This is a genomic window from Alloyangia pacifica (assembly GCF_020524285.1).
GTDB classification, from domain to species: domain Bacteria; phylum Pseudomonadota; class Alphaproteobacteria; order Rhodobacterales; family Rhodobacteraceae; genus Salipiger; species Salipiger pacificus_B.
Window position 1 is genome coordinate 39244 of sequence record NZ_JAIVKX010000002.1, and the last position, 12465, is coordinate 51708.

General features: G+C 67.1%; 11 protein-coding genes and 2 tRNA genes. 8 read left to right on the forward strand and 5 right to left on the reverse strand.

What is annotated here, in order from left to right:
* Positions 1-57: 57 nt before the first annotated feature.
* The 5 genes from LC039_RS01050 (at position 58) to LC039_RS01070 (ending at position 6526) form a co-directional block, all read left to right on the forward strand.
* On the forward strand, positions 58-1833 hold the full coding sequence (locus LC039_RS01050; RefSeq protein WP_226621210.1) for an ATP-binding protein: 1776 nt from the start codon (positions 58-60) through the stop codon (positions 1831-1833).
* The gene (locus tag LC039_RS01055) at positions 1830-3053 is read left to right on the forward strand and encodes a sigma-54-dependent transcriptional regulator (RefSeq protein ID WP_226621211.1); all 1224 of its coding nucleotides are present in this window, start codon (positions 1830-1832) and stop codon (positions 3051-3053) included. The genes LC039_RS01050 and LC039_RS01055 overlap by 4 nt, the downstream gene beginning before the upstream one ends.
* A 291-nt stretch (positions 3054-3344) precedes the next feature.
* A complete protein-coding gene (locus LC039_RS01060) occupies positions 3345-4349 on the forward strand; it encodes a TRAP transporter substrate-binding protein (protein ID WP_226621212.1) in 1005 nt (334 codons plus the stop codon).
* Positions 4350-4454: 105 nt separating this feature from the next.
* Positions 4455-5144, forward strand: a complete 690-nt coding sequence (locus tag LC039_RS01065; RefSeq protein WP_226621213.1) for a TRAP transporter small permease — start codon at positions 4455-4457, stop codon at positions 5142-5144.
* Positions 5145-5149: 5 nt separating this feature from the next.
* Positions 5150-6526, forward strand: a complete 1377-nt coding sequence (locus tag LC039_RS01070; protein WP_226621214.1) for a TRAP transporter large permease — start codon at positions 5150-5152, stop codon at positions 6524-6526.
* Between the two features lie 170 nt (positions 6527-6696).
* Here the strand turns inward: LC039_RS01070 and tpiA are convergent, their stop codons facing one another.
* The 5 genes from tpiA to LC039_RS26955 all read right to left on the reverse strand — a co-directional run bounded on the left by tpiA (position 6697) and on the right by LC039_RS26955 (position 11291).
* Entirely contained in the window at positions 6697-7437 is a 741-nt protein-coding gene (gene tpiA / locus LC039_RS01075; protein WP_226621215.1) for a triose-phosphate isomerase, read from the reverse strand.
* A 117-nt stretch (positions 7438-7554) separates the two neighbouring features.
* Positions 7555-7950, reverse strand: a complete 396-nt coding sequence (locus tag LC039_RS01080) for a HesB/IscA family protein (protein ID WP_226621216.1) — start codon at positions 7948-7950, stop codon at positions 7555-7557.
* Positions 7951-8085: 135 nt separating this feature from the next.
* Positions 8086-9747 (reverse strand): mechanosensitive ion channel family protein, encoded by a 1662-nt coding sequence (locus tag LC039_RS01085; protein WP_226621217.1) that lies wholly within the window; start codon positions 9745-9747, stop codon positions 8086-8088.
* Positions 9748-9903: 156 nt separating this feature from the next.
* On the reverse strand, positions 9904-10260 hold the full coding sequence (locus tag LC039_RS01090; protein WP_226621218.1) for an SUF system Fe-S cluster assembly protein: 357 nt from the start codon (positions 10258-10260) through the stop codon (positions 9904-9906).
* Between the two features lie 104 nt (positions 10261-10364).
* Positions 10365-11291 (reverse strand): LytTR family DNA-binding domain-containing protein, encoded by a 927-nt coding sequence (locus LC039_RS26955; protein WP_226621219.1) that lies wholly within the window; start codon positions 11289-11291, stop codon positions 10365-10367.
* A 434-nt stretch (positions 11292-11725) separates the two neighbouring features.
* Between LC039_RS26955 and LC039_RS01100 the strand changes: the two genes are divergently transcribed.
* The 3 genes from LC039_RS01100 to LC039_RS01110 all read left to right on the forward strand — a co-directional run bounded on the left by LC039_RS01100 (position 11726) and on the right by LC039_RS01110 (position 12400).
* Positions 11726-11986: a hypothetical protein gene (locus LC039_RS01100; protein WP_226621220.1), complete on the forward strand. Its 261-nt coding sequence runs from the start codon at positions 11726-11728 to the stop codon at positions 11984-11986.
* Between the two features lie 227 nt (positions 11987-12213).
* Positions 12214-12290: transfer RNA gene (locus LC039_RS01105), tRNA-Asp, on the forward strand.
* Positions 12291-12323: 33 nt separating this feature from the next.
* A tRNA-Asp gene (locus LC039_RS01110) sits at positions 12324-12400 on the forward strand.
* The last annotated feature ends 65 nt before the right edge of the window (positions 12401-12465 follow it).

Here is a 12465-nt window from a genome sequence, read left to right on the forward strand (position 1 = left end):
GCAACCCTAGGCCACGCGCCCGCTTTCTTGGCAAGGGCGGTCTTGCTATGAGGGACCATGAGCTGGGACCTGCTGACCCGGAGCCGCGCCGCCTGGCTGGCGCTGACGCTCGCCTTCGTGGCCGCTCTGGCGGGCAGCGTGTGGCATTACGGCTACCTGCAGGCGCTGGGGCCGCTGGCCGCGCGCGGGCAGAGCGACCTCGACCTCGCCTCCGACCGTCTGGTCACCCAGCTGCAGCGCTACCGCGAGTTCGCCGTGCTCACCGCCCGGCACCCGGCGCTGGAGGCGCTGCACGAGGGCGGATCGAAAGCCGAGGCCGAGGCGATGCTGCTCGGCGCCGCGGATCGCACCGGTGCGGTGAGCGCCTTCTACATGGATGCCTCCGGGGAGCTGCTTGCTTCGTCGGGCGGGCCGATGCCGCCGGACGTGCCGCGCAGCAGCTACTTCCGCCGCGCCCTCACCGGCGCGCTCGGCGTTGCCCATGGCGAGGGGCCGGGCGAGGCGGAGCGGGTCTTCTTCTACGCCGCGCCCAGCTTTGCCGCCTCTGGCGAGGTGCGCGGCGTGCTGGTGGTGATCGTCGATGCGGCGGTGCTGGAGCGCGACTGGCGCGGCTCGCTGCCGGCGGTGTTCTTCCTCGACGAGGAGGGCACGGTCTTCGTCACCAACCGCACCGAGCTGCTGGGCTGGCGGCGCGAGGGGGACGGGATGGTCTCGCCCTCTGGGCGTCGCTACGACACCGAGGCGACCTACCTCGACACCTACACGATCCTGTCGCAGAACTGGTCGCCCTACATCCCCGCCCGCGCGCTGCGGCGCACGGTCGACCTGCCGGTGATCGGCATGACCGGCGTGCTGCTGATCGACGTGCGCCCGGCGCGGCGTTACGCGCTGCTGCAGGCGGCGGCGGTGGCGGCGGGGGTGCTGTTCTTCGTGGCGCTGCTGTGGTTCGCGCTCGAGCGGCGGCGGGCGCTGGCGGCGATCAACCTCGAGCTGGAAGCGCGCGTCACCGCACGCACCCGCGATCTCGAAGAGGCCAACCGCGCGCTTCGCCGCGAGGTGGTCGAGCGGCAGGAGGCCGAGGCGGCGCTGAAGCGCGCGCAGGCCGAGCTGGTGCAGGCCTCGAAACTCACCGCGCTCGGCAAGATGAGCGCCGGGATCAGCCACGAGCTGAACCAGCCGCTGATGGCGATCCGCTCCTTTGCCGAGAACGGTGCCGCCTTTCTTGATCGCGGCAAGCCCGAGCGGGCGGCGGAGAACCTCGGACGGATCAGCGACATGGCAGGGCGCATGGGGCGGATCATCAAGAACCTGCGGGCCTTCGCCAAGGCCGAGCCGGGACCGGCGCATCGCATCGGGCTGGCGGCGGTCGTGGAGCAGGCCCTGGAGCTGATGCAGGGCCGGATCGAAAAGGCCGGCGCAACCGTCGACTGGCAGCGCCCGGACCGGCCCGCCATCGTCATGGGCGGCGAGGTGCGGCTGAGCCAGGTGGTGGTGAACCTCATTTCCAATGCGCTCGACGCGATGGAGGGGCAGGAGGTTCGCCGCCTGACCCTGCGCATGATCCATGACGACGCGGCGGGCATGGTGCGGCTGACGATCCGCGACACCGGCCCCGGCATCCGCGAGCCCGACCGCATCTTCGATCCCTTCTACTCGACCAAGGAGGTCGGCCCCGAAGAGGGCATGGGGCTCGGCCTGTCGATCTCCTACGGCATCGTCGAAGGGTTCGGTGGCAAGCTGCGCGGCGAGAACCTGCCCGGCGGCGGCGCGCAGTTCACGCTCGACCTGCGGCAGGCGGAGCAGGAGGTCACACAGGTGGAGAAGAGCGCATGACCCGGCGGGTGCTACTGGTGGACGACGACGCGGCGGTGCGCGAGGCGCTTGGCCAGACGCTCGAGCTGGCCGATCTCGACGCGGTGACGGCCGGCAGCTTCGTCGAATGCAAGGAGATGATCGTGCCGGGCTTTGAGGGGGTGATCGTCTCGGACATCCGCATGCCGGGGCGCGACGGCTTCCACTTGCTGGACTACGCGCACCGTCAGGATCCCGAGCTGCCGGTGATCCTGCTGACCGGCGAGGGCGATATCCCGATGGCGGTGCGGGCGATGGCGGCGGGGGCCTTCGACTTCCTCGAAAAACCCTGCGCGCCGGGCGATCTGACGGCGGTGGTCGAGCGCGCGCTACGCACCCGCAGGCTGGTGCTGGAGAACCGCCGGCTGAAGGCCGAGCTGGAGACCGGCGATGCCGCCGCGCGCATGCTCTTCGGCATCTCGCGCAAGGCCGACGGGCTGCGCGCGCGATGCCGGGTGGCGGCGCGCGCGGGCACCGACGTGCTGGTCACCGGCGCACCGGGCTCGGGCATCTCGAAGGTCGCCGAGGTGGTGCATCTCTGTTCGAGCCGCTCCAAGGGGCCGTTCGAGAAGCGCTCGGCGGCGGGGCTGGACCGGGCCGCGCTCGGCGAAGTCTGGCACGGCTGCGCGGCGGGGACGGTCTTTCTCGACGAGATCTGCCAGCTGCCCAGGGACAGCCAGCTCGCGCTCATCGACCTTCTGGACGAGGGCGGCACCCGGCTGATCGCCGGGACGGTGCACGATCTGGCGAAGGAGGTGGCGAGCGGGGCCTTCTCCGCGGAGCTCTTCTACCGGCTCGAGGTCATGCAGATCCACATCCCGGCGCTGGCCGAGCGGCCCGAGGACATCCCGGTGCTGTTCCGGCATTACGTGGCGCAGGCCGCCGAGCAGGCCGGGCTGGAGGCGCCCGAGATCACCGAGGAGGTGATCTCGGGGCTCATTGCGCGTGACTGGCCGGGCAACACGCGGGCGCTGATGTCGGCGGCCATGCGCTTCGCGCTGGGGCTGGGTGAAAGCGAGGATGCGGGCGCGGGGCTGGGGCTGACCGAGCGGCTGGCGCAGGTCGAACGCTCGCTGCTGGTCGAGGCGCTGAAGCGGACCGGCGGGCAGGCAAGCGCCGCGGCGCAGGCGCTGAAGCTGCCGCGCAAGACCTTCTACGACAAGCTGGCGAAATACGGCATTCGCGCAGAGGACTATCGCTGAGCGGCGATTCCGCGCTCTGCCGGTTTTTCGGGCGGCGCGAAAACTGTGTGGATTTCCGCACAGGCTCGGTGGGATCGCGTGCGGTATTTCGCACATGGGGCGCGGGGTGATTTTGGACTTCGTACAGAGTTATTTAATAAGTAATTGAAAATAAATATAAAATATAAATGTAACGCGGATATCTCAAAAATGTTGCGCGAAACTCCGCCGGAATATTTCTTCATCTTCAGGGCGGCCACGAGGGAGCACCGGGCCGCCGAGGACGGAAAACGGAAGTTCCGGGAGGATACCATGAAGAAGTTTCTGATGACCGCAGCCGCGGTGACCGCACTCGTGTCCGGCACCCAGGCCGCAACCGCTGCCTGCGACGACGGCGAGATCGTCGTCAAGTTCAGCCACGTCACCAACACCGACAAGCACCCCAAGGGCATCGCGGCGCAGCTGTTCGCCGACCGCGTCAACGAGGAGATGGACGGCAAGGCCTGCGTCGAGATCTTCCCGAACTCGACCCTCTATAACGATGACCAGGTGCTCGAGGCGATGCTGAACGGCGACGTGCAGATGGCCGCGCCCTCGCTGTCGAAATTCGAGCAGTTCACCAAGGTGTTCCGCATCTTCGATCTGCCGTTCATGTTCGTGAACATGGAAGCCGTGGACGCCTTCCAGAACTCCGACATCGGCCAGGACATGAAGGAATCCATGGTCCGTCGCGGCCTTCTCGGTCTCGGCTTCTGGCACAACGGCCTGACCCAGTTCTCGGCCAACAAGCCGCTGATCTCGCCGGAAGATGCCAAGGGCCTCAAGTTCCGCGTGCAGCCCTCCGAGGTGCTGAAGGCGAACATGGAGCAGCTCGGCGCCTCGCCGCAGCCGATGGCCTTCTCGGAAGTCTACGGCGCGCTGCAGACCGGCGTTGTCGACGGGCAGGAAAACACCTGGTCCAACATCTACGGCCAGAAGTTCTTCGAGGTTCAGGACGGCACCACCGAGACCAACCACGGCGTGCTCGACTACATGGTCGTCACCTCGGTCGACTGGTGGGAGAGCCTGCCGGAGGACGTGCGCATGCAGATGGGCCAGATCCTCGACGAGGTCACCGCGACCCGCAACGCCGCGATCGCCGAGGTCGATGCCGACAACCGTCAGGCGATCCTCGACGCAGGTGGCGTGATCCGCGAACTGACCCCCGAGCAGCGCCAGGCCTGGGTCGACGCGATGAAGCCGGTCTGGGAGCGCTTCGAGGATGAAGTCGGCGCCGACAACATCGCCGCCGCGCAGGAGTTCAACGCGCAGTTCTGATCCGGCGCCGTTGCCTTCGGCCCGGTCCTGCGCAGCGCGGGGCCGGGCCTTTTCACACCCGAATACTCATCTTGGGGCAACCCATCCGGCATAGCGGGGGACAAGATGTCCAATACCATGCACGGCGGTTCCGCTTTGGGCCGCTTCGTCAACGAGCTGGAGGAGACGGCGATCGCCGTGATCCTCGGGCTGATGACGCTCCTTACCTTCGTCAACGTCGTCCTGCGCTACGGATTCAACACCGGGGTGATCTGGGGCCTCGAGGCGGTGACCTTCCTCTTCGCCTGGCTGGTGCTCTTCGGGGTGAGCTACGCGGTGAAGGTCACCGCGCACCTCGGGGTCGATGCGGTCACCAGCCTGCTGCCGACCACCGTGCGCCGCGTGCTGGCGCTGATCGCCGCGGCGCTCTGCATCTTCTACGCCTTCCTGCTGTTCAAGGGCGCCTGGGACTACTGGGCCAACTTCGCCAACCTGCCGCAGACCACCGGGCGCTGGTTCCCCACCGGCTTCGAGGAGATGAAGCGCACCTCCTACCGCTCCTGGTACGAGGTTGTGGACATCCCGATGCCGGACTGGCTGCGCTTCATCGAACCGATGATCAACGAGGGCGAGGCCTACGAGAAACTGCCGCGCTTCATCCCCTACGCGATCCTGCCCTTCGGCATGGCTCTGCTGCTCTTCCGCTTCATCCAGGCCGGCGTGCGCATCTGGACCGGCAAGCAGGACAGCCTGATCGTCAGCCACGAAGCCGAAGACGCCGTCGATGACGTCGCCCACATGAACCGCGAGGACTGAGTCCGATGGAAGTCTTTCTCCTTTTCGTCTGCATCATCGGTCTGATGCTCATCGGCCTGCCCATCGCGGTCTCGCTCGGCCTGTCGTCGATCATCTTCCTGCTGGCCCTGTCGGACACTTCGCTGGCCTCGGTGGCGCAGTCGATGTTCCAGGCCATGGCGGGGCACTACACGCTGCTTGCCATTCCCTTCTTCATCCTCGCCTCGTCGTTCATGTCGACGGGCGGCGTCGCGCGGCGGATCATCCGCTTCTCGATCTCGCTCGTGGGCCATTTCCACGGTGGTCTCGCCATCGCCGGCGTTTTCGCCTGCATGCTCTTCGCGGCGCTCTCGGGCTCGTCGCCCGCGACCGTGGTGGCCATCGGCTCGATCGTCATCGCCGGCATGCGGCAGGTGGGCTATTCGAAGGATTTCGCGGCCGGCGTCATCGCCAACGCGGGCACCCTGGGCATTCTCATCCCGCCGTCGATCGTGATGGTGGTCTACGCCTCGGCGACCGATGTGTCGGTGGGCCGGATGTTCCTCGCCGGTGTGATCCCGGGCCTGCTCGCGGGCACCATGCTGATGATCACCATCTACGCCATTGCCCGCATCCGCGGCCTGCCGAAAGGCGAGTGGATGGGCTGGGGCGAGGCGATTCGCTCGGGCCGCGAGGCAATGTGGGGCCTGTTCCTCATCGTGATCATCCTCGGCGGCATCTACGGCGGCATCTTCACCCCGACCGAAGCGGCCGCGGTGGCGGCGGTCTACGCCTTCTTCATCGCCAACTTCGTCTATCGCGACATGGGGCCGCTCGCCGGCAAGGACGGCGCGCCGAACCTGCCGCTGATCAAGAAGCCGATCGCGCTTATCACCGCCTTCTTCCACCGCGACACCCGCGACACGCTCTTCGAGGCGGGCAAGCTGACCATCACCCTGATGTTCATCATCGCCAACGCGCTGATCCTCAAGCACGTGCTGACCGACGAGCAGATCCCGCAGCAGATCGCCGCCGCCATGCTGGACGCGGGCTTCGGCCCGGTTGTCTTCCTGGTGATCGTCAACGTGATCCTGCTGATCGGTGGCCAGTTCATGGAGCCCTCGGGCCTGCTGGTGATCGTCGCGCCGCTGGTCTTCCCGATCGCCATCGAGCTGGGCATCGACCCGATCCACCTGGGCATCATCATGGTGGTCAACATGGAGATCGGCATGATCACCCCGCCGGTCGGCCTGAACCTCTTCGTCACCTCGGGCGTCGCGGGCATGCCGATGATGCGGGTGGTGAAGGCAGCGCTGCCGTTCCTCGCGGTGCTCTTCGTCTTCCTGATCATGGTGACCTACATCCCGTGGCTGTCGACCTGGCTGCCGACCACCTTCATGGGGCCGGAGATCATCACCAACTGAGCCGCCTGCGGCAGTGGGATAATCGAAAGCGCGGCGCTCTCATCTGGGGCGCCGCGTTTGCTTTTAGGGCAGGACCGCCTCCGGCGGGCGTATTTATCAAAGAGAAGAAGCAGGGGACGGTGGGCTATCCCCTGCTTCTTCTCTTTTCAAATACGCATTGTTGCGCCGGTTCAGCTGGCGCCAAGCGCCTCGATGATCGGCACGAAATCCGCTGCCTTGAGGCTGGCGCCGCCCACGAGCGCTCCGTCGACGTTCGACACCGCGAAGATCTCGTCGGCGTTGCCGGGCTTCACCGAGCCGCCGTAGAGCAGGCGGACCGAGCGGCCGACGCCCTCGCCGAAGCGTTTCTCGAGCTTGGCGCGCATGAAGTCATGCACCTCGCCGATCTGGTCGGTGGTCGGCACCTTGCCGGTGCCGATGGCCCAGATCGGCTCGTAGGCGACCACGAGATTGTGCCCGGTGGCGCCATCGGGGAGCGAGCCCGCGAGCTGTCCTGCGATGATGTCGAGCGTGTTCGAGGCCTCGCGCTGCGAAAGGCTCTCGCCGACGCAGACCACGGCGCTCAGCCCGGCGTCCCAGGCGGCGCGGGTCTTGGCGCGCACGTCCTCGTCGGTCTCGCCATGGTCGGTGCGGCGCTCGGAGTGGCCGAGAATCACGTAGCTGGCGCCGGCGTCCTTGAGCATATCTGCCGAGACATCGCCGGTGTGGGCGCCCGAGGTCTTCGCGTGGCAATCCTGCCCGCCAATGGCGATCTTTCCGGCTACAGAGGCAGCTTGGGCGACCAGTGTGGCAGGCGGGCAGATCAGCACCTCGGTCTCGCCGCCATTCGCCTCGGACATGGCCTTCAGCTCATCCAGCGCGGCGGCCAGCCCGTTCATCTTCCAGTTGCCGGCGGCAAGTTTCCTGCGCATCGTTGCTCCTCTCGTTGAGTGTCGCGCGTATCATCGCGGCGCAGCCCGCAGCGTCAAGCTTGGTTGCGCAATCAAGGAGATAGGGCGGGATGCGCCGAGGGGGAGGTGGGGCCGCGCTTATTCCGGGCCCTGGTCCGAGACTTGGCGCTCGGCCTCGAGTTCCTCGATGTCCTTGAACTTGATCGACTCGCCGCAGCCGCAGGCGTCGGTCACGTTGGGATTGTTGAACTTGAATCCCGATTCCAGCAGCGAGGTCTGGTAGTCGATCTCAGTGCCGAAAAGGAACATCTGCGCCATCGGTGCGATCAGCACGCGCGCGCCGTCCTGTTCCACGACCTCGTCGTTGGCCTCGGGCGCATCGACGAAATCCATGGTGTATTCCATGCCGGCGCAGCCGCCCTTCTTGACGCCGATGCGCAGGCCCGCGCGGCCGTCGCGATCCATCAGCTTGCGCACCTGCGTCACCGCGGCGGGGGTGATGGTGACTGCCTGTTTTCCGGGAATGCCGAACATTCGCGTCTCCTATGAGCTTTGTCAGGAATTTAAGGCCCTGCCGCGCGGGAAACAAGGGGCGCCCATAGGGAGAGCGGCGCCGGGGCGCGCTTATGGTCGGGGGTCTGCCGGGGCGGCGGGCCGGGCGCGCTGCGCTCAGGCCGCCTCGGCGGGGCTCGCCTCCGGGAAGATCGGCTGCGCCTCGCTGTCGAGCTCCTGCGCCGCTGCCAGCAGCCGCTCGCGCGCCTCGCATTCCAGCGACCAGGCGATATTCGGATCCGGGCAGGGGATGAGGAACAGGACTTCCTGCCCGAAGACGTCGTGCTGCGAGACATAGACCCCACGCGATTCGGGGCGGTCGGCGATCCCCTCCATGTCGTCGAGAATCTCGTCGTAGCGCTGGCGCAGTTTTTCGACCTTGGCGTTGTGCGACAGCCGCAGCACCACTTCGCGGATCAGGAAATGTTCCTGCATGGTCCAGTTCTCGAAGGGTTCGGCGACAAAATCCACCACCGGCACCACCAGGCGCTGCCCGGTCCAGACCCGGAGCTGGACGTAGGTGAAATGGATGCGCTCGACCGAGCAGAGGTGGCCCTTGAACAGCACCTTGTCGCCGATTCGCGCCGACTGGTTCAGCGCGATCTGCATCGAGGCCATGATATTGGTCAGCACGTTGCGCCCGGCATAGGCGAGGATGATCGTCGCGGTGCCCGCCGAGGCCAAGAGCGAGATGCCGAGCGAGCGCATCACGCTGGCCTCGGAGATGACGATGCCAGCGCCGACCAGCACCACCAGCACGATCACCGCGCGCCGTGCCGCCGAAACGCGGGTGGCGATATTGCGGCGCTGCTCCTGGCCGTCGCCCATCTCGGCCAGTTCGTCGCCGTCGAATTTCACCAGCCGGTTGAGAATCACGTCGGCGACGTTGATCACCAGCCAGAGCACGGCCGAAACGAAGCCGAGAATGATCAGCGGCGAGAGAATCGTGTCGATCCGGCCCGAGAACACGAAGACATGGCGGGTGAGCAGCGACATCGACGCGCTGATCACCGAAAGGGTGACCGGTCCGCGCAGCGCCACGAGCATGGAATAGGGCGCGTCACGCAGCGAGCGGTTGAGCCCGCGCGACATCAGCCCGTTCACGAAAAAGCCGATGACGCCGGTGACGATCAGCACCAGCGGCAATGCGATGACCTCCCACCAGCGCAGCCCCCAGAAGGCGCGTTCGCGCAGCGGCGCGGGCAGTGCCTCTTCGAGCTTGGTGGGACCGAAAGCATCGGCGAGAGCGGGCAGCGCCTGCACGGTCTGCCGCGAGACCAGCCAGACCGGCTCGCCGGTGGCGGGCTTCACCCGGTTGATGCGGATCGGCACGGGTCGGTCGCCCAGCTTGACGTACCACAGCAGCAGCGAGCGGCGCGGCTCGCCGGCCATGGGCGAATCCTTGGTGCGCGCATCGACGCCATCGGGCCGGTCGCGCAGGTCGTACCAGTCGATCATGATCTTGCGATCCATGAGCGTGGCGAATTGCCGGGCGCGTTCGGGGCCGAGTTCGGCCTGCTCTCCGGGCTCGATGCTCGACAGGTCCAGAAGATGCGCCGCGCCTTCCCAGTCCTCGGCGTCGGCGCGGAACAGAAAGCTCTCGAGCGCGGCGCGCGGGGTGGTCCGGTCGATGTTCTGCGGCGCCGATCCCAGGCCGGGGTTGACCATCTCGACCTGGTACCAGCGGTCGAGCCCCTGGTCCTGCGCGCGCAGGGGGGCGGGCAGGGCGGCGAACAACGCGAGTAGGGCGAGCGGCAGGAGGCGGGCGAGCAGGGTCATCGCAGCCCAACGGCGCAACCCGCCCGCGGGTTCCCGCGCCTGGCCACGAGAGGGTCGAAGAGAAGGGCGCGGAATTGGAGGCGGCGGCGGGTCGGCAGACAAAGAAAAAGCGCGCCAGAAGGGCGCGCTCGGGTCGGCTGCGTGTCGCTGAGTGGCTTACATAAAGCCCAGCTCCAGCCGGGCCTCGTCGGACATCATGTCCATGCCCCAGGGCGGATCGAAGACCATGTCGACGTCAACGTCCTTCACGCCCGGCACCGAGGCCACGGCGTCCTGCACCCAGCCCGGCATCTCGCCCGCCACCGGGCAGCCCGGTGCGGTCAGGGTCATGATCACCTTCACCTCGCCTTCGGCAGCGATCTCGATCGTGTAGATCAGGCCGAGGTCGTAGATGTTCACCGGGATCTCGGGGTCGAACACCGTGCGGCACGCTTCGACGACCGAATCGTACAGCGGGTGATCGGTGCTGGAGGGCGCGATCAGCGGGGCGCCTTCAAGCGGTGCATCGGTCATGGCGGGTCCTTCCTAGGGTTCCTGAGCGAAGATATAGGAAATGCGCGGGCCGGGGTAAAGGGCGCGCGCCGCTCAGGAGGCGGGGAAAGCCGGCACTGCAAGGGTCAGGCGATATGGGTGGCGATCCAGCGCTCGATCTCCGGAATGCGCGCCCGCGCCACGGGCACCCCGGCGCCGCCGAGCAGCCGCAGCACCGGCTTGCCGCCTTCCTCCTCGAGCCCGCGCACGGCGCGGCGCGCCACCCACCAGGAGCGATGCGTCTGCACGCCGTCCTCGGGCCGGGTCTGGGCCAGCACATCCGCCAGCCGGGTGCGCAGGGTGAGCGTGCCGGCGGTCAGGCTGGCATGCACGTGATGCTGCCGCGCCTCGAGGTAGTTCAGCTCGTCGAGCGGCACCGGCTGCGCCCCGATCAACAGTACGCGGGATGCGGGCATGTCGACCTCGGGTTCGTCGCCGTCGGGTTCGGCCGCCGCAGCAACGACGTGCTCGGGGCCGTCGTTATCGGCGTCCGCAGCGGCGCCTTGCCCGGCGCCCGGCGCGGGGTCCTCGGCGCCGGTGGCGGGCGGCGCGGCGCGGACGAACCGCATGAAGATCGTCTCGAACATGACGATGCTGACCAGCAGGTAGAGCATTCGGCGCATGATCAGGGCGCCCAGCGGGGCGCCGAGCGCGAAGCTCAGCGCATGCTCCAGCAGCAGCAGGGTCGGGCCTAGCGCCAGCAGCGACAGGAGCGGCCAGTAGACCGGGCCGCGCGGCAACAGGCGGCGCAGCGATGCCACTCCTAGCATCAACAGGATCTGGCTGCCGAAATAGCAGCCGACGCCGAAGGCCCAGGCCAGCAGGTAGGCCGCCAATGGGAGCCGGTCGGACAGCCCCAGCGGGTCGGACGCGACCAGAACCACCAGCACAAGCGATAGATATCGCCAGGTCTGGGCCTGGCAGAGCATTGAAATGTAGTCCTCGATACTGAGCGGCAGCTGCCTCCCCGTGGTGTCGATCAGCCCGAGATCCTGAGCCAGTAGTGCCTTCACGTGGTGTCGCTTGTGTATCTATCTGCAATCAATTGCACTTTCTCGTCCAATTCCGAGGTCTCCGCAAGCCCGCGGCGGCGTATCTCGGCCTCGTCATTGTCTTGCGCACCGGCGTTGCAGGGCGCCTCGTTGCTGCATGTGGCGCAGGGGACGCAGCGGTCTCGATCGGGAAAATAAAGGCTTTTTTGGGGCGCCACCTGTGTTAGCCTGATGCGGATTGGCGTCAGGTCGGGCCCTTGCGGCGCGGCCCGGATGTCCGCGCATGGGGATGCGCGCCGCCATGGCGGCCGAAGGCGGAACTTTCGCTGCGCCGTGCAACACCGGGTCCGAAGACCGGGCCGGGCGGAAAGTCAAAGGGGACAGTGTCGGGCGCGGGCCGATGGGCTCTTCCGCGCGCGGCACGGGATTAAACTGGGAGCTAGGAGTGCGGGGACGTGGGACGACTCTACACTGAAAATGAGCAGACGCCGGCTGGCGGGGCGCTGGTCGATGTGCCGGTGTTCGAGGATGTCATCGCGCGGGCGCAGGAACTGCGCGGGGCTGACTCGGTCTCGGAACTGCTGCGGTTGTCGGCGGCGCTGCTCGAGCATTGCGCCTATGAACTGGCGCGCAGCGAAAGTCGCGGACAGGTGTCGCGGATGATCCTTATTTCTGCGGAGCTTGAGCGCATGGCACGGGACGCGGCGACAAAATAGGTTGCGGTCGCGGATCGGGCGTCTTCGCCGAGGATACGCGCAGATTATTGATCCATAAGGGAAAAACCTGGAATATGTCGCGCCGCGGCCTGCGCGGAGGCGCCGCGGGACAGGTTTTTCGAGGGCCCGAAGAAAAATCCGCAACTGCCCCTAGGAAAGCGCTTGACGGGGTCCGGCCCCCCGCCTAAAAGCGCCCCACGTTCGGGACACAGTCCAGACGGTAGCGAGCGGTTGTAGCTCAGATGGTTAGAGTACCGGCCTGTCACGCCGGGGGTCGCGGGTTCGAGCCCCGTCAACCGCGCCACCGCTACCTAGGATTGATGACCGGCAGAAAAGCGCGGTTGTAGCTCAGTTGGTTAGAGTACCGGCCTGTCACGCCGGGGGTCGCGGGTTCGAGCCCCGTCAACCGCGCCACTTTCTTCGGAACGCAGACGCCTCGCAGCCTCCGGGCCGCGCGGCGTTTCTGCTTTTGGGGAGCC